The following is a 24,542-nucleotide window of genomic DNA, read 5'->3' on the forward strand; positions in this document are numbered from 1 at the left end:
ATACTGTTAACGCAATTTTAAAAACGCTTTTTCAAAAAGACAGCCGAGAGGAAAATCATTCGATCAGAGTAGGGGAGCTATGTAAATTGATCGGACATGCAATGGGATTATCGAGAGCCCGCACTACTGATCTTGCACTTCTTGGCATGATTCATGATATAGGGAAAATTTCAATCGATGATAATATAATAGGGAAAACTGAGAAACTCACAAGTGAAGAGTATGACGTAATAAAACGACATTCTGAAACAGGTTATCATATTATATCGGCTTCTCCAGAACTTTCTTATCTTTCTGAATATGTGCTTGCACACCACGAAAGATGGGACGGCAACGGTTATCCAAATAGAATTATTGGTAAAGATATTCCTCTATTTTCAAGGATACTTGCTGTAGCTGATGCATACGAGGCTATTACAAGTGATCGCTCTTACCATAAAGCGAAATCAAGTGCCGAAGCACTAGCCGAGATAAAAAGATGTTCAGGGACGCAGTTCGACCCGGATATTGTCGATGCATTTTTCAAACTGATGGAAAATAAGTAAATTTTAAATTATCGGGCAAAATAATTATAAAGATATTTGAAGGGGTACAACAATGAAAATGTGCTGGGTGACACTTAATGTCACAGATTTAGAGGAATCGTTAAAATTTTATAGGGATATTGTCGGGCTTGAACTTTTCAGCCGCTTTCCCGCTGGAAATGAATCTGAGATTGCAATGCTTGGCGAAGCGGATAAACCGAAAATCGAACTTATTTGCAATAAAAATTTTACTGCATCAAATAAAGGTGAAGGGGTTTCAATAGGTTTTGAAGGCGAGGCACTAGATAAAGTTGCCGAGACTTTAAGAAGTTATAATATCAACATTTTAAAAGGACCAATTTCACCGTCGGCGCATATCAGATTTTTCTTTGTAAAAGATCCGGACGGATACGAAATACAGTTTATTGAACACAAATAATTTAAAAGATGCAAAAGATGCCGTTACGCTTAGGCATCTTTTTATTTTAATTTTGTTCATAATAATAATGAAGATTTTTTTACGAGGTTTGATATGAAAAAAATTATTGTAATGACTTTATCATTTATTCTTGTATTCGGCAATACTTCATATGCAGCCGAGGTTCCCTGCGTAAACAGTCAAAACGATACAGCCGCAACTAAAGAGGAATTATATAAAAACATTTTTATCACAATGATCTACCCATACGTCGAAAAGGCGATACAGGATTACTATAGCCAGTATTTGACCTATCTTCCTGGCGAAGATCCCTGGTCTTACAAATTTTTAAAAATAGAAAAGACACCGGGCAAAAATTATTCTTATACAGTTCAGCTGGAAGCTCAGCCGTATGTCGGCCCTCATCTGAGCGTTGGCGCCGACCGTATAACGTTAGGAATAGATCTTGGCCAAATAACCATTGAACAGTTCGAGCATATTAAAAGTTATGAGCTTCCATTTAATTATCAGGATATAATTAAAAAGAAACTGTCAATGTGACAATAAAAAAAGTCTAACTTTACAAATAATAAAAAATGCGCCTTAGATTTCAAATCTCTAAGGCGCATTTTTTGGTTGTAAATTTATTGTTTTACAAGCGCATATATGCAGGAATCGAAAATTTTATCGTTTTTGAAGACGCTTTTTTTCAAAATGCCCTCAAGAGTAAAACCGGCTTTTTCAAGGACACGCCTCGAACCATTGTTATAAGCGTAAGGCTCGGCAAAGATGCGAACAATATCGTAAGTTTCAAATGCAGCATTACAGATGCGCTTTACAGCCTCGCTCATTATTCCGTTTCCCCAAAACGGCTCTGCAAGCCAGTAGCCGATCTCTGCACTTTTACAGTAGACGTCGTCTTTTAAGAATATGCCTACGCTTCCGACAGCTTCGCCTTCGACTGATATTGCGCGGCAGAAGCTTTTTTCTTCGGATTTAGAGAAGCTTTCAATATACTCGGCTGCATCTTTCAGAGTATACGGATAGGGGAAAGAATTTCGAAGGTTATCGGCTATCTTTTTGTTATTTGCATACTTTTGAACGCTTTTGGCGTCAGCGTCAAGCCATTTCCTTAATTCAAATTCCATATTATCGCCTCTTTATATAATAATAGGGCTGCTATTTTAAGCAACCCTATTGCATTTAATTTGAAATATGTTATAATATGTTTAGACAATTATATTGTATTAAATTATCATATCACAAATCGATAATAATGTCAATATCTTTTTTAAAAATATTTTTGAGGGGAGACAATGTTATGAAAAACGAGGCACTATTTAGCCCTTTAAAAACAGCATTAAAAAAGGGAGAAATCACAGAGCTTACATCACTGAACATTGAACTTAGGGAGCACGGGCTTAGCCTTACACAAGGTGATGCTGAGGATATTGTGGATCTGCGGGATAAGACGCTGAAAAATTTAGGCAGAGTTGAACTCGATATGACCGTGTCAAAAGAGCTTATTAAAAAGCTTTCTGATTCCCCGTATATAACGCAGGACACCCTTGTTGAAACTGTTGCAGATGCCTATGATGTGTTCCATTTCATTAAAAATTTGACGTCCGACCAGATTCCTGACGAGGATATAATATCTGCTATCACTGTGTATTTTAACGAGGTGTGCCGAGGGTCTGCCGAGCTTTTGATGGGCAAGGGCGCCGAGTGCATAATAAAAAATTATAAGGAAAAGAAAAAGCTTGATGATATAGAGCCGAGAAGGGATGAAGAATTTTGGAACTTAGACGATTAGACGAAAAACCTGTTTTAAAAAGAAAAGAAATCCGCAAAAATCCTTTCCTGACAGCTGTGCAGGAGGGGTTCAGGACAGGGGGGATAGATGCTGACACCTTCCAAAGACTTAATGCCGGCATTGCTTCAATTGTTTCAAAGCTTATAAAAAAATACACATGCGGCGACTCAAGCTCTGTTAAAGACGAAACCGCCTCATTGATACTCTGCTCTGTTTATTATACTGTCGATGCATACTTAAACAGCCTCGGTGGTGAATGCGACTTATATTCCGTACTATGCGCTGAGAATATTAATGATATCTATGAAAAAGGCATTTTAGAAATCAAGGATTGTTTTGATAAAGTAAAAAGCTTATTTAAAGAGATCTCGGAAAATAAGCTGGTGGTTCCGCTTGCGCCATACAATGATCTGATAGATGAAGCAATCCCTGAATTTTTAAAAAATTATGATATAGAGTTTGGGGCTACTGACTCGGTATGCAGCATTGATTATCCGCTCGTGTTCGACGAAATACGTGATGAGGGCGTATTTTATATATATAAATACCTCGAGCAGCTTAAAATTGAAACCGAATTTTGCCGGCTTTTTAGCCACAAGCTAATTTCAAAGGTGCTTTACGGGTATCAAAAAAAGTATAAATTGGACGTTGTGAATTCGCCACTAAACCTGTTTATCATACTAGCGGATCAGCTGATATTTTCTGTGCTTGCCGGCAACAAAAACATGGACTTTACCGTTACTGCAGATGGGTTTGAAAAAACGGTAAAAAGGCTTTCGGGCAAAGACCAGAAAATGATTAAGCTGATTTTAAGCGCTGCTGTGAGAAAGATAACTACAGTGCTTAAAATTAGAGACGATAGACTTATAAAATTAATGGAAAGGTATCAGCATCAGTATGCTGATAGGCTGATATTTGCAGTCGGAAACGGGAACGCCGAAAATCTCGTAATTATAGAAGGGGATGACCAAAACCGCGGAAAAGCTGTTTTCAAAGATGGCGTTCCGCTTGAAGACGCCGAATTTATCCAGGTTTTAGCTAAGATAGAAGAATGCGAAGATATAGATGAAGTCATAGGCATAATTCGGGATAAAATCCATAGTATAAAAGATCTTATCGATGTGCTTGAGGCAGACTGCTTTTTCGACAGTGAATTTAATATGCTTTTTAAGACGTTTGACGACACCGAACTTGCTCTTCTCGGCACAAATGTGTTTTTTGAACAGCTTAGGGCTGGCGGTGTTAAGCTGACTGATGCATTTATAGAAAAAGTTAACAGCACTGCCGAAAGAGATTGGCAGAGGTATTATTTGGAGTATATCAAAGAGCTTGACGATGGAAGGAAAAGTTCCATTGAAACACTTGTAAACAGTATAGTTTGCGACAGTTTGGAGTAAAAACAGAGGCAGTATTTTCCTATTGATTTAATATACAATTATGGTATTATTAAATAAAAAAGGGGAATATGATATGATGCTTATGTGCAGGCTGCGCAGACTGGTTCCGCTTAGGTTGTTTATTTGTTTGGTTTTGGCGATCTTACTCGTCCCGGGGTACAGTATGACGGCGGATGCGAAAAAACCAGTTGATTCACAGCCTCCCACAGCACCGCAGAATCTTGCATCGACATCAGTATCACAGACCTCTGTTTCAATGAAATGGTCGGCATCATCTGATAATAAAGGCGTCGCTTCTTATCTTATCTATAAAAATTCCTCTTATATAACAGCCGTTACTGCTTTAAGCTATACAGCATCCGGGCTTACAGCCGGAACTACATATACTTTTTATGTCAAAGCTAAGGATTACACGGGGAACATATCGGCCTCAAGCAATGTGCTGACGGTTACTACAACTGCGCCGACCCCAACCCCGACACCTACACCCACTCCAACTCCGTCATCGGCAAAGATCATGTCGGGATATTATGCAAGCTGGTCTGCTTACAGCGGTTATACTCCGTTGAGCATTCCGGCATCAAAGCTTACACACGTCAATTATGCTTTTGCAAACATCGGAAGCGACCTGAAAATAACGATGGGCGATCCAAGTATCGATCCAACTAATTTCAGTAATCTGAACCAACTCAAAAAGACATATCCTAATCTTAAAACGATCATTTCGGTCGGCGGATGGAGTTGGTCTGGCAAGTTCTCTGATGTTGCGCTTACAGACGCAAGCAGAACAGCATTTGCCGACAGCGTCGTGGCTTTCATAAAACAGTATGGTTTTAATGGGGTGGACATCGATTGGGAATATCCTGTTGGCGGCGGACTTTCAACAAACGTATCAAGGCCGGAAGATAAAACGAATTTTACGCTGCTGCTTCAAAAACTAAGGGAAAAGCTCGACGCACAGGGACAAGCTGACGGACAGAAATATATTCTTTCAATCGCGGGTGGTGCAGGAAGCTTTTACACCAATAACACCGAACTAAGCCTTATCCAGAATTACGTTGATTATGCTAATATAATGACTTATGACATCCATGGTTCCTGGGATACATACACCGATTTCAATGCTCCGCTTTACAATCCGACTGAAACATCGCCTCAGTATAAATGGAGTGTTGACGCTTCGGTAAAAGCGTGGACTTCTAAGGGCTTTCCAGCTTCCAAGATCGTTTTGGGCGTTCCTTTTTACGGATATATCTACAGCGGTGTTCCAAACAGCAATTATGGTCTTTACAAAACCTTCACAAGCGGAAAATCTATAACTTTTGACAGCATCGTTTCAGGTTATTTAAGCAACCCCGCATACATAAAACATGTCCACACTGACGCAAAGGTTCCGTGGCTGTTTAACGGATCGACATTCATATCCTATGACGATGAACTGTCAATGTCTGAAAAAGCACAGTATGTAATAAATAATGGTCTTGCCGGCGCAACGGTATGGGAGCTGTCGCAGAATAAGAACGGCACGCTATTGAACGCGCTGACGAATTATATAAAATAGCATTGTAAAGCGGCATACTGTGCACATCGGTCAGCCCATTTGATATGGGAAAGTACGTTTACATAGACATGTGCCTCCTTGCCGCTTTTCCTCCTAACTAATCATTATTAAAAAAGAGACGCTTTTGCGTCTCTTTTTGCATCCAGTTCAAATGTAATGATTCAGCTTTGTTTATTTATTTTACGACATTAACGTTAGAAGCTTTAATCTTACCATTGCGTGGATCTTTTTCAACATCGTAAGTTACTTTCTGACCTTCACTCAGCGACTTATATCCGTTAGAAACAATTGCAGAAAAGTGGACAAATACATCGTCTCCACCTTCGTTGCTGGAAATGAAACCAAAACCTTTCTCCGCGTTGAACCATTTTACTGTGCCAGAATTCATTTAATGCACCTCCAAGTATATTATATCCATTAAAAAATCAAAAACTCACAATTTTTGTAATCATAAGTCAATGAATTACAAAATTGTGAGTTCAATTGATAAATATAGAATACTGCTAAATTATAACACGTAATTAGGAAATGTCAACACTTTACTGTGTCTATTTCGTGACGCTTATCCCTGTAATGTCTTCGAGGCGCTTTATCATATCATCACCGCTGTGGCTTTCGGTTAGCAGTGATACTTCAATATCTGATGTGGTTATCATTTTGATCTCGCAGCCGATCTTATTTAGAACTGAAAATATATATGCGGTTACTCCCGGCGTGTCACGCATTGCCTCGCCATAAAACAGTAATTTTCTGTTTGCAGAAGATATATCAGTCCGGATGTTCGGATAAAGACCTTTGAGGGAGCTTATGACAGTCAAAATTTCGGGAAGCTGTTCATCGGAAAAGGTGATTGAAATGCTGATTACGCCGCCGTAAGGTGCAGTTTGAGAGATCATGTCAAGATTCACTTTTTTTGAAGATATCTCGGCAAAAAACTGAGCCATATCGGAGGTGTTAGCAGGAAAACCGCTTACAGTAAGCAGCGTCATGTCATCACGCAGTATGATGCGGTCAATACAGTTGTTCATAAAAATGCTCCTCACCGCCGCATAAAGCGACATAATATTAAAAAAGAATAATCCTATTTCATCTCGTTCACGAGATCGGTCATTGAATAAATTCCGCTTTGTTTGCCAACCAGAAACTTTGCCGCATTGATAGCGCCGGAAGCAAAAACGCCTTTGGAGACAGCGGTATGTTTGATTTCAATCATTTCTTCGGCGCTTGCAAATAAAACTTCGTGTTCACCGGTTATATTTCCCGCGCGGATGGAATGTATACCAATTTCGGTTTTTTCCCTTTTAGCCCTGCGTGAATGGCGGTCATACATATAATGAGGGGCGTAATCGAGCGATTTCGAAATAGCGTCTGTTATCATCAGCGCCGTACCGCTGGGGGCGTCGAGCTTTTGATTATGGTGTTTTTCGATGACTTCTATATCAAAACCGTTTTGAAGAACAGCCGCCGCTTTAGAAACAAGGTTTAAAAGAAGATTGATTCCGAGTGACATATTGGCAGATCTGAATATAGGCACAATCTTAGATGCCTCGCTGACCTTATCCATATCAAACTGAGAAAGACCCGTGGTTGCAATGACCGCGGGTATCTTTTTACTAACAGCATAGTCTAAGACAGCCGGCAGGGCGGAAGGGTGTGAAAAATCAATTATTACGTCAGCCGCTTCCGTTATTTTATCAGCAGATGAATAGACGGGGAAAGAACCGGCTATATCTTCAAACCTATCGAGCCCAGCGACGATAGAACAGTTTTCATCTTCTTCTACACAGGCGGCAACAGTCCGCCCCATTTTGCCAAGTGCGCCTGAGAGCAAAATGCGTACCATGCTTTTTTAAACATCCTTTCAGATAGCGGTATATTTATATAAGTGAAAGCTCTTTCATTGCGGAGGTAAGACTATTAAGCCCTTTTTCAGAAATATCGAAAAGCGGGGGACGAAGCGTTCCAACCTCATGCCCCAAAAGCTTCATTGCCGCTTTTACGGGAATCGGATTTACTTCACAGAACAAAGCGCCGATAAGCTTCATCATTTTGAGCTGAAGCGCCGCGCTCTCTTTGACCTTTCCGTTAAAGTAATACTCACATATATTATGCGTTTCGCGGGGAACAACATTCGATAAAACTGAAATAACGCCCTTGCCGCCAAGCGATAAAATCGGAACGATCTGATCGTCGTTTCCAGAATAGATATAAAGATCGTCACCGCAGAGAGCGGCCGTTCTTGCAATGTCGGAAATATTGCCGTTTGCCTCTTTTGTTGCAACAATGTTCGGGATCTTAGAAAGCTCGAGATAAGTCTCAGGCTGTATGTTAGTTCCGGTTCTTGAAGGCACGTTGTATGTAATAATAGGAAGCTTTACGCTTTCAGCTATCATTTTATAGTGCTTCACAAGGCCGGATTGTGTAGCTTTATTGTAATATGGTGTTACAATAAGCAGCGCATCGGCACCCGCCTTTTCCGCGTGCTGTGAAATGGTGATTGCCGTTCTCGTATCGTTGCTGCCAGCCCCTGCGATGATCGGGATGCGCCCGTTCACATGCTTGACGGCAAACTCGATGCAGTTCATATGCTCTTCTTCAGTCATGGTTGCCGATTCACCGGTCGTTCCGCAGATAACGATAGCGTCTGTACCTCCGTCAATCTGAAGATCTATGAGTTCGGCAAGTTTATTGTAATTTATTGAAAGATCCTCATTAAAGGGTGTGATAATTGCGACACCCGAACCTGTAAATACTAATGGTTTCTTCATTTTATGGCCTCCGTTTTAGAAAACAGAATAAAGACTTCCTCAGTTTTAGTATATTCGTCCTGTTACTGTTTGTGCGGGATATACCCTTCGGCACAGAGAAGCTCTGCCATCAGGACTGCGCCGCCAGCTGCGCCTCGAAGTGTGTTATGCGAAATACATACAAATTTGATATCATACTGTGTGTCGGGGCGAAGCCTGCCGATTGAAATGCCCATGCCGTTTTCACGCATCCTGTCAAGCCCTGTCTGAGGACGGTTATCATCTTCAAAATAGGCAAGAAACTGCTTCGGTGCGGAGGGAAGGGAGAGTTCCTGCGGACGACCTTTGAACTCAACCCAAATTTTCTTTATTTCATCAAGCGAAGGCTTATTTTTAAATGATACGAAAACAGCAGCCATATGACCGTCCGAAACCGGAACGCGGATGCACTGGGCTGTGATTGCAGGGCTTTCAGCATCAACAATCTTATCCCCTTCGATATGACCGAAGATCTTGAGAGGTTCCTGCTCGGACTTTTCCTCTTCGCCGCCAATGAATGGGATGACATTGTCAATCATTTCAGGCCAGCGCTCAAATGTTTTTCCGGCACCAGATATAGCCTGATATGTGCAGACGAGGGCTTTTTCAAGACCAAATTTGGACAGAGGGAAGAGTGCCGGTACATAGCTCTGAAGCGAGCAGTTTGATTTTACCGCAACGAAACCGACCTTTGTGCCAAGACGTTTTCTCTGTGCGTTAATGATCTCGGCATGCTCAGGATTGACCTCAGGGATGATCATAGGAACATCAGGGGCCTTTCTGTTTGCGGAGTTGTTTGAAATAACAGGACACTCAAGCTTTGCGTATGCAGTTTCAAGCTTCTTTATCTCATCTTTAGGCATATCTACAGCGCAGAATACGAAATCAACAGCGCCTGCGATTTTTTCCATGTCTGCGGTAGCGTCCATAACAATAAGTTTCTTTATTTCTTCGGGCATGGCGGTCGTCATTGCCCAGCGACCTGCTACAGCTTCTTCATATGGCTTGCCGGCAGAGCGAGCGCTTGCGGCAAGAACCTTGATTTCAAACCACGGATGTCCCGAAAGAATGGTGATGAAACGCTGTCCCACCATACCAGTACATCCGATGATGCCAACATTATACTTTTTCATCTTTACTTCCTCCATATACAAATGACAGTTTACGTAATAAAAAAACCGGTTGAAAAACCGGCTGCATGTGTACTATAATAACATAGATAGAAACCATGAAATTATATCACGCGCAGATAGTTCTCCATCTTTTTAAGATGACAGTTCAGCGGATGTTATCTGCTGACCCAGCAGGGGAGCATCCCGCAAGCGCCCCGCTTCGGCAGTTTTACCTTTCGGCATGCGTCAACGGCTTGCGGAAAACCTGAACGTGCTTACTATTTAAACCTGCGACCTCTATCATACGTTTTAAATTACTTATTCATTATATTAACATTTAATAGCTGCCGTGTCAAATAGTTTGTATTGGGAGGATACGATGAATCTCTACCGCAAATCGAATAAAAATTTGTTATCTTTGGTCAGTATATTCGGATGTGCAGCATTTATACTTACATTTACCTTTTTTCAGAGGGTTTTATTACATAATGTCAGCGCTGCCGACTATTCTAAATACAGAGTCGTCAGAGTCGGGTTAAAGTTCGGCACAAACGCCACTGCCGCCGGTAATGCATATGCGGCAAACGGCTTTTATATTGGATATTACGACTCAAGTGATAACTTTGTAAATATATATACAACATCAGATCATTTTATTACCTTTGCAAAAGATAAAAATGTATATATCAGCGGGAATACGGTCAGTACAAGCAGTTCTGACGGCAGCCATTTTGTCGGATCGTTCCACCTTTCACCGGATGCCACATTCGGGACATTAGACGAGACGGAAAGCTATGTTTCGAATGTTTCAGACAAGCTGTCGGCGGCTGGGCTTAATTTAACTGTCTTTCCTTATTATAATAATGGAACATTTGGCGTAAGGATTGGTGAGTTCGCTTCTCTTGATGATGCGAATTCCAAAGCAGCCGATGTTGGAAACGCTATTGGAGCAGCGGTAAACGGTGTTGGAAATATTAAAAACCTGCTTACTGTTATTGATATGAACAATTATGTCACTATTTTTGAATTCAGTTCCGATTCATACTGGCCGGCGGCAAAGCCGATTCAAAAGGATGGTTCTGATCCTTCCTATATTAAAACAGGGACGCTGTATTACCATGGCGGGCTGGAATTCAAACGCATGACCGGCGACGATGTTACGGTCGTAAGCGTTGTATCTATGGACGACTATGTAAAGGGCGTGCTTCCATATGAAATGTCGCCGAGCTGGAACGTTGAGGCGCTCAAAGCTCAGGCAGTTTGCGCACGCACATACGCAATCGTTAATCACAATAAGCATATTTCCCAGGGGTTCAATGTCTGCGATGAAACAGACTGTCAGGTTTATAACGGCAATTCGCAGGAAGGCGCTAACGTAGTTACAGCCGCAAACGAAACATCAGGCCAGCTTTTAACTTATAGCGGTTCCCCGATATCTACATTTTATCATTCCTCAAATGGCGGGTATACCGAATCGGTTAAAAACGTCTGGGGCAGTGAGGACAAGCCTTATTACACCCCGGTCCCGGATACTTACGAGGATCTTGACAACATCAATAACGGGAGATGGTCAAGCACTGTCTCGGGTGCTGATCTCGGCGAATATCTGCGCGGCAAGAATTATGACATAAGCGAAGTTGTTAAAGCTTATGTGTCTGAATTTACGAAACCAGCAGGTAATGTCTATTCGGTCACATTTGAAGACGCTGGAGGGAAATCTGTTACGATTTCAAAGTGCGACACTGTGCGCATCAAACTTAGCAAATATGTAAAAAGTCCGCGTTTTAATATATATTCGGGTTCAGGCGGCTCACAGCCTTATGTGACGAACGGCACCACATCTGTTCTGCCGTCGCTTTCACAGGCGATGGCGGTAAACGGTGACGGCACTGTACAAGCTGTCGGCGGCTCTTCCACTTACGCAGTTACTGGAAGCGGAGTTCAGTCTGTTGATTCGACGGGTGGAGCTTCAGGAACCTTTGAATTTAAGGGCACCGGCTGGGGACACAACGTCGGTATGAGCCAATATGGCGCTCTTGGACGCGCGAAAGCAGGCATTTCTTACAAGAATATCGTTACATATTATTTCCAGGGCACAGAAGTAACGACATATAATGAATTAAAAGGGTAAATAATAAATACGGCAAGCCACACGCCGAAAGAGGTGGCTGCCGCAGCAAGCTATGCTGCTGTAAATTGGGGCTTTATAAATGAATGTTTCAGACTTTAAATTCGACCTGCCTGAGAGGCTGATAGCTCAAACACCTATTAAAAACCGCGACGAGTCGCGGCTTTTAATTCTTGACAGAAATAAAGATACATTTGAACATAGGCATTTCAAAGATATCACAGAATATCTTAAACCTGGTGACGTGCTCGTTTTAAATGACTCGAAGGTGCTGCCGGCGAGAATTTTTGGCGAGAGGAGCGGTACGGGTGCGCATGTTGAATTTGTATTATTAAAACACCGCGAAAATGACGTGTGGGAATGTCTTGTAAAACCGGGCAGAAGAGCAAAGACGGGCGACAGGTTCACATTCGGCGAAAGGCTGTCTTGCGAGATCGTTGATATTATTGAAGAGGGAATAAGACTTGCAAAGTTTTCATACGAGGGAAGTTTTTACGAAATTCTAGACGAAATAGGGAACATGCCTCTTCCTCCTTATATCAAGGAAAAGCTGGAGGATAAGAGCAGGTATCAGACGGTCTATGCCAGAGAGTTAGGTTCTGCCGCGGCACCTACTGCCGGACTGCATTTTACACCGGAACTTTTAAAACGCATATCCGATATGGGTGTAGAGATTGTCTATGTAACGCTTCATGTGGGACTTGGAACATTTAGACCTGTAAAGGCCCACAAGGTCGAGAATCACCAGATGCATTCGGAATATTATACCGTGCCGCAGGCCACAGCAGATGCCGTAAACGCCGCAAAAGCGGAGGGGCGGCGTGTCATTGCAGTCGGGACGACATCGTGCAGGACCCTTGAGTCCGCAGCTGATAAAAAGGGGCATATCGTAAGCGGAGGGGCAGACACGCACATCTTTATATATCCTGGATATGATTTTCGTATTCTTGACGGGCTTATAACAAATTTCCATCTGCCGGAAAGCACTCTTATCATGCTTGTGAGTGCGCTTGCTGGAAGGGATCGCATACTTAAGGCATACAGCGAGGCTGTCCGGCTGGAATACAGATTTTTCAGCTTTGGTGACGCCATGTTTATTATCTGACGGGGGTTATATGTTTACATTATTAAATAAAGAAGGCAAGGCACGTCGGGGACGGTTTGAGACCGTACACGGAACTGTTGAAACGCCTGTATTCATGAACGTCGGAACTGCCGCCGCGATTAAGGGCGGCGTTTCAGCGCCTGATCTTATAGATTTAAAGTGTCAGATCGAACTTTCTAACACATATCATCTGCATGTCCGCCCGGGGGACAGGGTCATTGCACAGCTCGGCGGGCTTCATAAGTTCATGACATGGGACAAGCCTATACTTACCGACAGTGGAGGATTTCAGGTATTTTCTCTCTCGGGATTGCGGAAAATAAAGGAGGAGGGCGTTTATTTCCAATCACACGTAGACGGAAGGCATATTTTCATGGGCCCTGAAGAAAGCATGCGGATCCAGTCAAATCTGGCATCGACTATTGCTATGGCGTTTGATGAGTGCGTTGCAAATCCGTCGACATATGAGTATGTAAAGCCTTCCGCCGAGAGGACGCTTCGCTGGCTTCTGCGATGCAAAACTGAAATGCAGAGACTGAATTCTCTTCCGCAGACAATAAATAGTAAACAGATGCTTTTTGGCATAAATCAGGGAGGCGTATACCCTGATATTCGGAAATGGCATATGAAAGAGATCGCAAAACTCGATCTTGACGGCTATGCGATAGGGGGGCTTGCCGTAGGTGAAACTGCAGAAGAGATGTATCATATTATTGACTGTGTAGAGCCGATCATGCCTGAAAACAAACCAAGGTATCTGATGGGAGTAGGGACTCCTGTCAATATAATAGAAGCTGTTCACAGGGGTATTGACTTTTTCGACTGCGTAATGCCCAGCCGGAATGCCCGCCATGGGCACCTGTTCACTTGGAAAGGCATTATTAACTTAAACAATGCAAAGTATGAGATGGACGGTTTGCCTATAGATGAGGAATGTGACTGCCCGGTATGCAGGACTCATTCGAGGGCGTATATACGGCACCTTCTCAAAGCCGGTGAAATGTTGGGTATGAGGCTTGCGGTTATGCATAATTTATACTTTTACAACACACTTATGGAAAAGATTCGCGGGGCACTTGAAAGAGGCGAATTTGAAACGTTCAGGGCAGAGAATATCCCGATTATTGGAAAAAGAATTTAGCCATGTCTTTACTTTCTCAATTTAATGTGGTAAAATTTTAGTATTTTAAAGTATAAAAGCTTTGTACCGGGAGGTTTGCAATGAACGACAAGATAAGGGATAAAAACAAAGACTTTTTGTTTAATGCCATTTTAAAATTAAAAACAGTTGATGAATGCTATGACTTTTTCGAGGATATCTGCACAGTTTCAGAACTTAAAGATATTGCTCAGCGGCTGGCGGTCGCTAAAATGCTGAGCGAAAAAATCGTTTACAGCGAGATCGTCGCCAAAACAGGGGCAAGCACTGCAACGATAAGCAGAGTCAACCGCAGTCTGGAATACGGACGGGACGGCTATCGTCTTGTCCTTGACAGACTTGAAGAAAAGGAATAAAATATTCGGGCTATAAGCCTTAATTTCCAGGAGATTATGAGTAATTTTTTTAAAGCACTTAGCAAAGACGGGTTTGTCTGCGCTTATATAATTGATTCTACTGATATTATTGAAGAGGCAAGAAGGATTCACAGTACGTCGCCAGTATGTTCAGCCGCACTTGGGAGGACATTGACCGCGGCGTCACTGATGGGTGGCATGCTGAAAACAGAAGATGCATCACTAACGCTTCAGATAAAAGGCGATGGCCCTGCCGGAAGTGTTGTGACTGTTTCCGACATTGAGGGAAACGTAAGAGGATATATCCAAAATTCTACTGTTGATCTGCCACTTAACAATATTGGTAAGCTTGATGTTGCCGGCGCAGTGGGTAAAAACGGTTATGTAAGCGTTATTAAGGATCTTAATATGAAAGAACCTTATATAGGGCAAAGCCCGATCGTATCGGGCGAAATAGCTGAAGATATAGCTTATTATTTCGCCGTAAGCGAGCAGACGCCAACTATATGTGCACTTGGTGTGCTTGTTGATGTGGATTATAGCATAAAAGCGGCAGGAGGATATCTTATACAGCTAATGCCTGGCGCGCCTGATGCTGTCATTGACAAGCTTGAAAAAGCAGCTGCTGAGGCTATGCCTATCACCTCAATGATAGATGCCGGAATGAACCCTGTAGAGATATTACAAACTGTTTTAAAGGATTTTGAGCTTGGAATAATAGAAGAGGGACAGCGCTTTTATAAGTGCAACTGTTCGCGCCAACGTATCGAGCGAGCGCTGATTTCCTTAGGGAAGGACGAGCTTATTTCCATGGCGAGAGAGCAGGACGGCGCTGAAGTCTCCTGCCATTTCTGCGACAGAAAGTATCGTTTTACCAGAGATGATCTTGAAAACATGGTAAAAAAATAAATAATAAAAATTCAAAAAATACTCTTGACAACATAGGTCGTTTTTAGTATTATATAAAGGCACCTTGCAAGACACCAAAGTTTCAAACAAGGTTACGTGGGAGTTTAGCTCAGCTGGGAGAGCATCTGCCTTACAAGCAGAGGGTCACAGGTTCGAGCCCTGTAATTCCCACCACATGGCCCGGTAGTTCAGTTGGTTAGAACGCTAGCCTGTCACGCTAGAGGTCGAGGGTCCGAGCCCCTTCCGGGTCGCCAACTATGCCTCTGTAGCTCAGTCGGTAGAGCAGGGGACTGAAAATCCCCGTGTCGGTGGTTCGATTCCGCCCGGAGGCACCAATAGTTCCTGCGGATTTAGCTCATCTGGTAGAGCGCAACCTTGCCAAGGTTGAGGTAGCGAGTTCGAGCCTCGTAATCCGCTCCAAAGTCGGCAGGAGTATTCTCCTGCCAAATTTATCTAAAGATTTAAACGGCGCCATAGCCAAGTGGTAAGGCAGAGGTCTGCAAAACCTCTATGCGGCGGTCCAAATCCGCCTGGCGCCTCCATGCGGATTTAGCTCATCTGGTAGAGCGCAACCTTGCCAAGGTTGAGGTAGCGAGTTCGAGCCTCGTAATCCGCTCCATACTCGGCAGGATTTCCTGCCGTTTTTTTATACATAAAAAAATATTCACAAATTATAGATTTTATGGTATTATATCAAATAAAATAAGGAGGATAATTTATGTTTGAAATAGTTGCTCATGCAGCTGGAGGGACGGCAGCTGCAGGACAGGCTCAGCCATCATCTATTTTTTCTTTGATTTTGTATTTTGCAGTGCCTCTTGCTATTTTTTATTTCATACTGATAGCGCCGCAGAGAAAAAAAGATAAAAAAGTTAAGCAAATGAGAGAAAGTGTCGCTGTAGGCGATGAAGTTATCACAATCGGCGGAGTGCTCGGAAAAGTTATAAAAATAAAAGATGATGATGTAACGATCGAGTCTGGCGCTGACAGAAACAGGCTTATATTTAAAAAATGGGCGGTTAATGAGGTCGTTAAGAAGATTGAAACGCCAGAAACGTCGAAGGTCATTGATGACGATGAGGACGCTTATCTCGATGAACTGATTGACGAAGAGAAGAAAAATAAAAAGAAAAAATAATTAAAAACTTATATAACAGACAGCTTAAGGTTTTTCCTTAGCCTGTCTGTTTTTTTGTCATAAAATCGAAAGAAAGACGATATATTTTACTATAAAGGAATAGGAGGGGAATTATGAGACAGGAAAAAACGGAGACGCGTGTGACATTTGCAGGCACACTGAGATCAATACTCACGTCGCTGGTAATAGCGCTTGCTGTGCTGATCATATTGACAGGTGTCCAATCTGCAATTTTCTATTCTATTACAGCCTCTGATATAGCCAAAACTGTTACCGGTTATATCTTACTCGCTCTCGTAGCGGTTTTAAGCGGTTATATGTGTGCTGCATCTATAGGTAAAAAAGGAATTTTAGCAGGAGCACTTAGCGGATTGATTCTTTTTGCAGCTCTCTATGTATGGGGACTTACACTTGGCGATATTAAGGGAGGACTGGCAGGAAATCTTTTACATATGGCTATATGCGTGCTGGCCGGAATGTTTGGCGGAATATTCGGGGTAAACTCGAAAAGGTAAATTTTATGTTGAAAAAGACTGGCTTTATGGTATAATATATCATATAAAATTTGCGGAGGGTATAAAATGAAACATATTCAGATTATTAATAACGCCACTTTAAAGGAAAGCTGCGCTAAGGGCGGCTGCGGCGAATGCCAGACATCCTGCCAGTCCGCTTGCAAAACATCCTGCACAGTTGCAAATCAGGATTGCGAAAACAAGAATAAATAAGTGTCAGCTGTCGTAAGACATGCTTTCAAGGTCGGGCGCTCTGCTGTATTTATAATATGGCAGAGCGCCTTACGGCAATAGAGGTTTAAAACTGGTGGGACTTTATTTAAAGTCCCAATTTTTTTGGGGGTTAAAAAATGGTACATATATACAAACAAAACGGATTTAATATTGTGCTAGACGTCAACAGCGGAGCCGTACATAATGTGGATGAGCTCGCTTATGATATCCTTGAGGTGATGATCGGGCTTGGAGTCGAAACGCCTGCACAAAACCAGCCAGAGCAAGTTATAGAAAAACTCAAGGGAAAGTATGCGGAAAAAGACATAATCGAGGCTTATGGCGATATTTTTGAGCTTTATAAAGCAGGCCTTTTATTTTCAAGCGACAACTATCTTGATGTCAAAAAACTGAGCAATAAAAAGGCCCCGGTCAAGGCCTTGTGCTTGCATATAGCTCATGATTGCAATCTTAGATGCAGATACTGTTTTGCGGATACGGGCGAATACAACCATAAACGCGAACTGATGAGCTTTGAAGTAGGGAAGGCGGCAATAGATTTTTTGATAAAACAGTCAGAAAGCCGAAGAAATCTTGAAGTCGACTTTTTCGGGGGAGAGCCCCTTATGAACTTTGAGGTTGTAAAACAGATCGTCAAGTATGCAAAAGGACTTGAAAAAGAGCATAATAAAAATTTCCGCTTTACAGTGACTACAAATGGTGTGCTGCTTGATGATAAAAAAATGGCTTTTATCAATGAATACATGTCCAATGTAGTTCTTTCTATAGACGGGCGCAAAGAGGTCAATGATAAGGTAAGAATACGCGTAGATGGGACAGGCTGTTACGACTCTATTCTTCCGAAATTTCAGGAAATGGCTCGGCTTCGCGGTCAGATGAAATATTATGTAAGAGGAACGTTCACAAGATATAATCTTGATTTTGACAACGATGTGATGCATCTTGCCGAGCAGGGGTTTGATCAAATCTCAGTAGAGCCTGTTGCAGCACAGGAGGATGCTGATTATTCAATCAGGAAAGAAGATCTGACAGTTGTGTTTAACAGCTATGACAGACTTGCTAAAAAAATGCTCGATACAGGACGAAAATTCAATTTCTTTCATTTTATGATAGATTTAAAACAGGGTCCGTGCGTCATTAAAAGAATAAGAGGCTGCGGCTCAGGAAATGAATATCTTGCGATAGCCCCGTCAGGGGATATATACCCATGCCATCAATTTGTAGGACATGACGAGTTTTATATGGGCAACATTATTGAAAATTCCTTCAACGAAAAAATAAAAAATCAGTTTGCGACATATTCTATTTTTTCAAAGCCCGAATGTATGAAATGCTGGGCGAAATATTACTGCAGCGGCGGGTGCAACGCAAACAATTATTTGTACGAGGGCGATATTACAAAATCATATAAAATTGCGTGTGAGATGGAGAAGAAAAGAGTAGAATGCGCCATCATGATGAAGGTGGCAGAGGCTGATTAAAATTTTGTGAGCCACACATAAATTGTGCCTTGACAAATGTTGAGGCACATTATTTTGCGCATTTTTAAGTTATTTAGTTTACATAACACTATTAACATAATTATGTTTAATAAAAAATGTTAAAAAACCGTGTAAATCTAGTTGCAAAGGCGTTTGTTTTATATTATACTTTTGATATAAAAATTTATGTAAAGTGGAAACAGAGGGACATCATGGTTGGAATAGGATTTATCGGCGCAGGTAATATGGCTTTTGGGATAGCCGGAGGAATTGCAAAATCCGGCATGAAAGATGCCGAAATCATGGTATACGACATCAATAAACAGCAGTATGAAAAATTTGATACTATTGGTGCTAAAAGTGCTGATAATATGTCAGAACTTGTTGAACACAGCGCCTATCTTTTTTTATGCGTAAAACCTCAGAATTTTGAAGCTGTAATGGCTGAATTAAAGAAATTTGATTTGAAAGATAAGATCATTGTTACTATTGCCGCAGGTATCACTATTGGGTATATTTCATCAATGCTTGGTGAAGTCAAGGTAGTAAGGGTAATGCCTAATACACCGTTATTACTTCTAGCAGGTGCTTCTGCTCTTTGCGCCAATTTTGATACTGCTTCAAAGGAATTTTCTTATGTACGCGGCATTTTCAATGCAGCAGGCACCACTGTCGTTTTAGATGAAAGCCTTATGAACGCCGTTGTATCTGTAAACGGGAGTTCACCGGCATATGTATATTTATTTATCAAGTCGGTTGTCGACGGCGCGAAAAAACTCGGAATCGACGAGAAAACCGCGACTGAACTTATCTGTGCCACTATAGACGGATCTGTAAAAATGGTTCGTGAGTCGGGGCAGACAACAGACGGTCTTATAAAAATGGTTTCATCCCCAGGCGGCACAACGCTTAAAGCGCTTGAGACGCTTTATGAGTACAAATTCAGTGAAGGTATAATAGCCGCTATGGACGCATGCACGTGCAGGGCTGACGAACTTTCTAAATAACTTATTGGTATAATTTCTCTTTTACATTCATAGTATGTGATGGACAAACCTATGAAGGGGAGAGAAATGTGAAAAGAAAAAGTAGTCAAAATAATTATCTCGATGTTAGGCGTTTTACCATTCTCATTTGTCTTGCATTCTTTATTGCTGGTACCGTTGCAGGGGCGTTTTACTTCCTTTACTGCTCTAAGCATGGGGTAAGCCCGCTGACGATTACTTCAGCTTCAGCAAGTTGGAAATCAGCATTTTCATCAGCGTTCATTTTAAAGATTAAATTGCTCCTTGTTATTTCAATCCTTTCTTTTACATTGTTTGGATCTGTTGTGATTCCCGTAGTTGACAGCGCTTTTGGTTTTGTGTTATCCGCTAGCTTCTGCAGCGTTATAAAGGCTGTCGGTGAAAGTGGAACAGTTGCAAAAACTTTTTCATTTTTACCGTTAGCGTTTATTTTTATCCCAATTTTCATTGTTTTATCAGCGGAAGCGGTTGATTTATCATCTAAATTTTGCGGATTTTCTGTTAATCCGTATCGTGACAGCGGTATTTATCAGCGTGTTTTATTTATAATATTAATGCTTGCTGCTGCTGCGGTTTTTAGTGCGTTTTCATCTTTTATTGAGGCTATTTTATGGACGGTTCGATAATTTAACTGGGGGTGTGGGCTTGAATACTTATCTTGAGGAATTTATTGAAAGCTTGTCAGAAAAACATTCGTCACAAAATACTATAGAATCGTATAAGCGTGACATACAAGTTTTCGAATGTTACTATCAGGATTTGCACCTGCAGTCAATGAACGATTTTTCAAAGGATATGGCAGAGGAATATATAAAGGTCCTGTCTATTTCCGGTAAGGCACAGACTACGATAACTCGTAACCTTGCCACCTTACGCAGCTTTTATAAATTTCTTATTTTACATCAATATGTTAAAGCAAATCCGTTTTCAGGTATAAAGCTGAAAAAAGAGAGCAAAAAGCTGCCTCAGATATTGTCAGGCAAAGAGGTTGAGCTTTTGCTTGAACAGCCGGATACGAGCGATATTAAGGGAATACGGGACAAGGCTATGCTTGAAGTTCTTTATGCAACGGGATTAAGGGTCAGTGAGCTTGTTTGCTTAAAGATTACCGATATAAATCTTGAGATGGGATTTGTTAGGTGCGTATCCGGTGAAAACGAGCGTATAGTTCCACTTTATCCGCTTGCGGTAAAAGCGTTAAAAAATTATCTTCAATACTCACGGAAACTGCTTGTTACAAACGAAGACGAAACTGCGCTTTTTCTTAACCACAGCGGGGACAAGCTTACGCGCCAGGGATTTTGGAAGATAATAAAGAAATATCAGGTATCTGCCGGAATTGAAAAATCTATAACTCCTCACACTCTGCGGCACAGTTTTGCAGCTCATCTGCTTGAAAACGGAGCTGACATAAAAGCTGTTCAGGAAATGCTTGGGCACAGTGATATATCTTCAACGCAAATATATACGCAATACATAAAAAATAAATTTAAAAATGTGTATACTAAATATCATCCGAGAGCGTAATTATGATACATTTATATATTGGTTATGGAAAAGGGAAAACAAGTGCGGCGATGGGCTCGGTTTTAAGAATGACGGGATGTGGCAAAAAAACAGCTGTTGTTCAATTTTTTAAATCCGGGGAATCAAGTGAAATCTCAGTTTTGCAAAAACTGCCTGGCGTAACGTACTTTAATCTCGAACAGAAACATGGATTTTACCACTTCCTTTCCGAATATGAAAAAGAGAATGTATCGGTCGAGATCAGCAGTGAATTTGAGCTCGCAGAAAAATTGATTTTAAGCCGTGAATTTGATATGATAGTTCTGGATGAAGTCGTTGACGCGGTATGTCTCGGGATAATTGAGGAGAAACAGCTTGTTTCACTGCTTCAAAAGGCAGATTCGACAGAAATAATACTGACAGGGCACAAACCTTTACAGCCACTCATTGACATTGCGGATTATTACACTGAATTTATATGCCATAAACATCCGTATCAAAACGGTGTAAAGGCGAGAAAAGGCATCGAATTTTAACGGAGGTCAAAATGTCGTTCTTCTATAGTGATAAAAAAATCGGCAAAGGCGTTTCAAAAGACGAGCCCCCGCAGAACAGATTTATACATTTTTTTGCTTTGTATTTCAGGAAGTTTTGGAAATTATCTCAGCTTAATATGCTGTATTTTCTTTTTTGCCTGCCAGTGGTTACTATTGGACCAGCTACGGCAGGCTTTACCTATGTATTACGAAACTTTTCTAGGGAAGAGCATTCCTTTGTATGGTGGGATTTTAAAGACAACTTCAAAAGTAATTTCAAACAGTCATTTTTCGTTGGTATAATAGATATAGTGGTTTTTGCGCTGTTTATAATAAATGTTAACTTTTATAGACAGATCATTGTTTTAAGAAACGCAAGTACACCTCTGCTTATAATGATGGGTGCGACGATGGTCGTTTTCCTATTACTTTTATTTATGCGCCCTTATGTTTACATGATGATTGTAACTGTTGACCTGCCGCTTAGGCATATATTTAAAAATGCAATGATTTTTTCTATTTTGGGATTTTTCAGAAATTTGATTTCATTTATATTCAGAGTTATTACTATCGTGTTAATGGCTGTTGTCTTGTTTATACTTTTATGGCCAATAAGCAGCGGCGACATCAATACCTTATATTTTCTGATCGGAATATTCATGACCATAATCATGGTGTTTTTCGGGTTAAGCCTTATAGGCTTTATTTCTATTTACAATGCCTACCCGCTAATCAAGAAATATATAGTTGATCCTGCCACCAAAAAAGATGACGATGGGGACGATGACAATGAAGACGACGGCCCTGTTTTTTCCGACGAATTAAAGTTTTAACCGGAGGATTATATGAGTTTCGGATTTACGCGCGTTGCAGCGGCTGTTCCTGAGGTCAAGGTTGCCGAATGCGGTTTCAACAGGGAACAAATTGAAAAGCTTATAAAAATGGCAGCAGAATCAAATGTTCAGGTAATCGTGTTTCCGGAACTGTCGCTTACCGGTTATACGTGCGGAGATCTGTTTTTGCAGGAAATGCTGGTAAAATCAGCAGAAGATGAGCTTGGAAAGCTTTTAAACTTTACATGCAATCTGCCGATTTTATCAGTAATTGGGATGCCTGTTAGAGCTAATAATCAGCTTTTCAACTGTGCAGTCGCTATACAGAGCGGGCGTATATTAGCCGCTGTACCCAAAACCTATATTCCGAACTATAGTGAATACTATGAAAAGCGCTGGTTTGCATCTTCTTTAAACGCTGTCAGCGGCAGTGTCACGCTTTGCAATCAGGAAATTCCGTTTGGAGCCGATATACTGTTAAAAAGCGGCGAGCTGTGTATAGGGATGGAGATCTGCGAAGACCTGTGGGTTCCAATCCCGCCAAGCTGTTATCAGTCGATGGCGGGCGCTAATGTGATTTTGAATCTGTCTGCGAGCAACGAAATCATTGGAAAATGTGATTATAGAAAGTCTCTTGTTGCACAGCAATCTGGGCGTTGTGTTGCAGGCTATATCTATTCTTCTGCAGGAGTCGGCGAATCAACGACTGACGTCGTATTTGCAGGGCATGCAATTATATCCGAAAATGGCGCAATCCTTGCAGAATCAGAAAGGTTTGAAAGGGCAGAACAGCTAATAATTACCGAAATAGACTTGTCACGTCTTGCGGCAGACAGACGGAAAAATACAAGTTTTATGGGAAACGAGAATATAAAATCTTTCAGAGTTCAGACGTTCGATTTGATAGATGTAAATGATTTGGCTTTACACAGAAAAACTGATCAGAATCCATTCGTTCCAGCCTCTGAGGTCGATAGGGGCAGACGGAGTGGCGAGATTTTCGCTATACAGGCCGAAGGACTTGCGAAAAGACTTAGTCATACTAGGCTTTCAAATGTTGTTTTAGGCATATCAGGCGGGCTCGATTCGACGCTTGCGCTTCTTGTATGCACAAAAACGTTTGATTTGTTGAACCTCGACAGGAAAGGTATTATTGCTGTCACTATGCCGGGGTTTGGAACGACAGGACGAACATATAACAATGCCCTGTCACTAATGCAATCACTTGGAGTCTCAATAAGAGAAATCGATATAAAGCCGTCCTGCATACAGCATTTTAAGGATATTGGACATGACGAAACCTTACATGATATAACGTATGAGAATACACAGGCGAGAGAACGAACACAAATTTTGATGGATATTGCAAATCAGGTAAACGGGCTGGTTATCGGAACAGGAGACCTTTCCGAGCTTGCGCTTGGCTGGGCGACCTATAACGGAGACCACATGTCTATGTACGGGGTGAACAGCGGTGTTCCAAAGACGCTTGTGCGGTATCTTGTAAAATGGGTGTCTGAAAATGTCTCGAATCCCAAAACTGCTGAAATTCTAAATGATATACTGCTGACACCGGTAAGCCCGGAGCTTCTTCCGTCAGATGAGAACGGCGAGATAGCACAAAAGACTGAGGACACTGTAGGACCATATGAATTACATGATTTTTTCCTATATTATATGGTGCGCTTTGGTTTTGAACCGGCTAAAATTTTCTTTTTGGCTCAAAATGCCTATAAAGATAAGTATGATAATGAAATAATTTTGAAATGGCTTAAAGTTTTTTACCGTAGGTTCTTTTCTCAACAGTTTAAGCGCTCGTGCCTTCCGGATGGACCAAAGGTCGGCACGATCAACCTTTCACCGAGAGGGGATTGGCGTATGCCGAGCGACGCAAGCTTTAAGATCTGGATGGACGAGCTTAACTTGTTAACATTCTAAAAAAATGGCGTGAATTTTTTCACGCCATTTTCTATATTAAAAGATATTGGTTAGATCGGTTTTTTCTA

At 41.5% G+C, this 24,542-nt stretch carries 27 protein-coding genes, 6 tRNA genes and 1 riboswitch; of the genes, 27 read left to right on the forward strand and 6 right to left on the reverse strand.

What is annotated here, in order from left to right; all coding sequences use genetic code 11:
* From Q8865_05935 to Q8865_05945, 3 genes are all read left to right on the forward strand, one after another.
* Positions 1-545 (forward strand): HD-GYP domain-containing protein (locus Q8865_05935; GenBank protein ID MDP4152970.1); only part of this gene is annotated, 545 nt, incomplete at its 5' end.
* A 52-nt stretch (positions 546-597) separates the two neighbouring features.
* Positions 598-963 (forward strand): VOC family protein, encoded by a 366-nt coding sequence (locus tag Q8865_05940; protein ID MDP4152971.1) that lies wholly within the window; start codon positions 598-600, stop codon positions 961-963.
* A gap of 93 nt (positions 964-1,056) precedes the next feature.
* The gene (locus Q8865_05945; protein ID MDP4152972.1) at positions 1,057-1,503 is read left to right on the forward strand and encodes a DUF3888 domain-containing protein; all 447 of its coding nucleotides are present in this window, start codon (positions 1,057-1,059) and stop codon (positions 1,501-1,503) included.
* Positions 1,504-1,586: 83 nt separating this feature from the next.
* Here the strand turns inward: Q8865_05945 and Q8865_05950 are convergent, their stop codons facing one another.
* Positions 1,587-2,090, reverse strand: coding sequence for a GNAT family N-acetyltransferase (locus Q8865_05950; GenBank protein MDP4152973.1), 504 nt, complete (start codon positions 2,088-2,090; stop codon positions 1,587-1,589).
* 173 nt (positions 2,091-2,263) lie between these two features.
* Between Q8865_05950 and Q8865_05955 the strand changes: the two genes are divergently transcribed.
* From Q8865_05955 to Q8865_05965, 3 genes are all read left to right on the forward strand, one after another.
* Complete coding sequence (locus tag Q8865_05955; GenBank protein ID MDP4152974.1) at positions 2,264-2,755, forward strand: DUF6323 family protein; 492 nt, start codon at positions 2,264-2,266, stop codon at positions 2,753-2,755.
* A complete protein-coding gene (locus Q8865_05960) occupies positions 2,737-4,152 on the forward strand; it encodes a DUF6179 domain-containing protein (GenBank protein ID MDP4152975.1) in 1,416 nt (471 codons plus the stop codon). Before Q8865_05955 ends, Q8865_05960 begins: the two co-directional genes overlap by 19 nt.
* Before the next feature lie 73 nt (positions 4,153-4,225).
* Complete coding sequence (locus tag Q8865_05965) at positions 4,226-5,713, forward strand: glycosyl hydrolase family 18 protein (GenBank protein ID MDP4152976.1); 1,488 nt, start codon at positions 4,226-4,228, stop codon at positions 5,711-5,713.
* A 175-nt stretch (positions 5,714-5,888) separates the two neighbouring features.
* Here the strand turns inward: Q8865_05965 and Q8865_05970 are convergent, their stop codons facing one another.
* From Q8865_05970 to asd, 5 genes are all read right to left on the reverse strand, one after another.
* Complete coding sequence (locus Q8865_05970) at positions 5,889-6,101, reverse strand: cold-shock protein (protein ID MDP4152977.1); 213 nt, start codon at positions 6,099-6,101, stop codon at positions 5,889-5,891.
* 160 nt (positions 6,102-6,261) lie between these two features.
* The gene (locus tag Q8865_05975; protein ID MDP4152978.1) at positions 6,262-6,741 is read right to left on the reverse strand and encodes a hypothetical protein; all 480 of its coding nucleotides are present in this window, start codon (positions 6,739-6,741) and stop codon (positions 6,262-6,264) included.
* 53 nt (positions 6,742-6,794) lie between these two features.
* Positions 6,795-7,556 (reverse strand): 4-hydroxy-tetrahydrodipicolinate reductase, encoded by a 762-nt coding sequence (dapB, locus tag Q8865_05980; GenBank protein MDP4152979.1) that lies wholly within the window; start codon positions 7,554-7,556, stop codon positions 6,795-6,797.
* Between the two features lie 34 nt (positions 7,557-7,590).
* Positions 7,591-8,481, reverse strand: coding sequence for a 4-hydroxy-tetrahydrodipicolinate synthase (gene dapA / locus Q8865_05985; GenBank protein MDP4152980.1), 891 nt, complete (start codon positions 8,479-8,481; stop codon positions 7,591-7,593).
* A gap of 62 nt (positions 8,482-8,543) precedes the next feature.
* Positions 8,544-9,632, reverse strand: coding sequence for an aspartate-semialdehyde dehydrogenase (asd, locus tag Q8865_05990; protein ID MDP4152981.1), 1,089 nt, complete (start codon positions 9,630-9,632; stop codon positions 8,544-8,546).
* Between the two features lie 109 nt (positions 9,633-9,741).
* Positions 9,742-9,919, reverse strand: a riboswitch (Lysine riboswitch).
* Positions 9,920-9,990: 71 nt separating this feature from the next.
* On the opposite strand from asd, the gene Q8865_05995 reads away from it, so the two are divergent.
* The 21 genes from Q8865_05995 to Q8865_06095 all read left to right on the forward strand — a co-directional run bounded on the left by Q8865_05995 (position 9,991) and on the right by Q8865_06095 (position 24,474).
* Positions 9,991-11,742: a SpoIID/LytB domain-containing protein gene (locus tag Q8865_05995; protein ID MDP4152982.1), complete on the forward strand. Its 1,752-nt coding sequence runs from the start codon at positions 9,991-9,993 to the stop codon at positions 11,740-11,742.
* A gap of 79 nt (positions 11,743-11,821) precedes the next feature.
* Positions 11,822-12,844 (forward strand): tRNA preQ1(34) S-adenosylmethionine ribosyltransferase-isomerase QueA, encoded by a 1,023-nt coding sequence (gene queA, locus Q8865_06000; protein MDP4152983.1) that lies wholly within the window; start codon positions 11,822-11,824, stop codon positions 12,842-12,844.
* Positions 12,845-12,854: 10 nt separating this feature from the next.
* The gene (tgt, locus tag Q8865_06005; GenBank protein ID MDP4152984.1) at positions 12,855-13,985 is read left to right on the forward strand and encodes a tRNA guanosine(34) transglycosylase Tgt; all 1,131 of its coding nucleotides are present in this window, start codon (positions 12,855-12,857) and stop codon (positions 13,983-13,985) included.
* An 80-nt stretch (positions 13,986-14,065) separates the two neighbouring features.
* The gene (locus Q8865_06010) at positions 14,066-14,359 is read left to right on the forward strand and encodes a YerC/YecD family TrpR-related protein (protein ID MDP4152985.1); all 294 of its coding nucleotides are present in this window, start codon (positions 14,066-14,068) and stop codon (positions 14,357-14,359) included.
* Between the two features lie 36 nt (positions 14,360-14,395).
* The gene (gene hslO / locus Q8865_06015) at positions 14,396-15,268 is read left to right on the forward strand and encodes an Hsp33 family molecular chaperone HslO (protein ID MDP4152986.1); all 873 of its coding nucleotides are present in this window, start codon (positions 14,396-14,398) and stop codon (positions 15,266-15,268) included.
* A 98-nt stretch (positions 15,269-15,366) separates the two neighbouring features.
* A tRNA-Val gene (locus tag Q8865_06020) sits at positions 15,367-15,442 on the forward strand.
* Between the two features lie 3 nt (positions 15,443-15,445).
* Positions 15,446-15,522 (forward strand) — tRNA-Asp (locus tag Q8865_06025).
* A gap of 5 nt (positions 15,523-15,527) precedes the next feature.
* Positions 15,528-15,603: transfer RNA gene (locus Q8865_06030), tRNA-Phe, on the forward strand.
* Between the two features lie 9 nt (positions 15,604-15,612).
* A tRNA-Gly gene (locus Q8865_06035) sits at positions 15,613-15,688 on the forward strand.
* Between the two features lie 47 nt (positions 15,689-15,735).
* Positions 15,736-15,810: transfer RNA gene (locus Q8865_06040), tRNA-Cys, on the forward strand.
* A gap of 1 nt (position 15,811) precedes the next feature.
* A tRNA-Gly gene (locus tag Q8865_06045) sits at positions 15,812-15,887 on the forward strand.
* A gap of 99 nt (positions 15,888-15,986) precedes the next feature.
* A complete protein-coding gene (gene yajC, locus Q8865_06050; protein MDP4152987.1) occupies positions 15,987-16,406 on the forward strand; it encodes a preprotein translocase subunit YajC in 420 nt (139 codons plus the stop codon).
* 113 nt (positions 16,407-16,519) lie between these two features.
* Positions 16,520-16,921 (forward strand): TIGR04086 family membrane protein, encoded by a 402-nt coding sequence (locus tag Q8865_06055; protein ID MDP4152988.1) that lies wholly within the window; start codon positions 16,520-16,522, stop codon positions 16,919-16,921.
* A 66-nt stretch (positions 16,922-16,987) separates the two neighbouring features.
* On the forward strand, positions 16,988-17,134 hold the full coding sequence (scfA, locus tag Q8865_06060) for a six-cysteine ranthipeptide SCIFF (GenBank protein ID MDP4152989.1): 147 nt from the start codon (positions 16,988-16,990) through the stop codon (positions 17,132-17,134).
* A 137-nt stretch (positions 17,135-17,271) separates the two neighbouring features.
* Positions 17,272-18,636, forward strand: a complete 1,365-nt coding sequence (scfB, locus tag Q8865_06065; GenBank protein MDP4152990.1) for a thioether cross-link-forming SCIFF peptide maturase — start codon at positions 17,272-17,274, stop codon at positions 18,634-18,636.
* Positions 18,637-18,752: 116 nt separating this feature from the next.
* The gene (proC, locus tag Q8865_06070) at positions 18,753-19,643 is read left to right on the forward strand and encodes a pyrroline-5-carboxylate reductase (protein ID MDP4152991.1); all 891 of its coding nucleotides are present in this window, start codon (positions 18,753-18,755) and stop codon (positions 19,641-19,643) included.
* Positions 19,644-19,711: 68 nt separating this feature from the next.
* Positions 19,712-20,287: a hypothetical protein gene (locus tag Q8865_06075; GenBank protein ID MDP4152992.1), complete on the forward strand. Its 576-nt coding sequence runs from the start codon at positions 19,712-19,714 to the stop codon at positions 20,285-20,287.
* A gap of 19 nt (positions 20,288-20,306) precedes the next feature.
* A complete protein-coding gene (xerD, locus tag Q8865_06080) occupies positions 20,307-21,188 on the forward strand; it encodes a site-specific tyrosine recombinase XerD (GenBank protein MDP4152993.1) in 882 nt (293 codons plus the stop codon).
* Between the two features lie 2 nt (positions 21,189-21,190).
* Positions 21,191-21,703, forward strand: coding sequence for a cob(I)yrinic acid a,c-diamide adenosyltransferase (locus tag Q8865_06085; protein ID MDP4152994.1), 513 nt, complete (start codon positions 21,191-21,193; stop codon positions 21,701-21,703).
* Positions 21,704-21,714: 11 nt separating this feature from the next.
* Positions 21,715-22,536: a DUF624 domain-containing protein gene (locus tag Q8865_06090; protein MDP4152995.1), complete on the forward strand. Its 822-nt coding sequence runs from the start codon at positions 21,715-21,717 to the stop codon at positions 22,534-22,536.
* Between the two features lie 12 nt (positions 22,537-22,548).
* Positions 22,549-24,474: an NAD(+) synthase gene (locus Q8865_06095; GenBank protein MDP4152996.1), complete on the forward strand. Its 1,926-nt coding sequence runs from the start codon at positions 22,549-22,551 to the stop codon at positions 24,472-24,474.
* Positions 24,475-24,542 lie beyond the last annotated feature (68 nt).

The sequence above is a fragment of the Bacillota bacterium genome (genome assembly GCA_030705925.1).
In the GTDB taxonomy this organism is placed as follows: domain Bacteria; phylum Bacillota; class Clostridia; order Oscillospirales; family Feifaniaceae; genus JAUZPM01.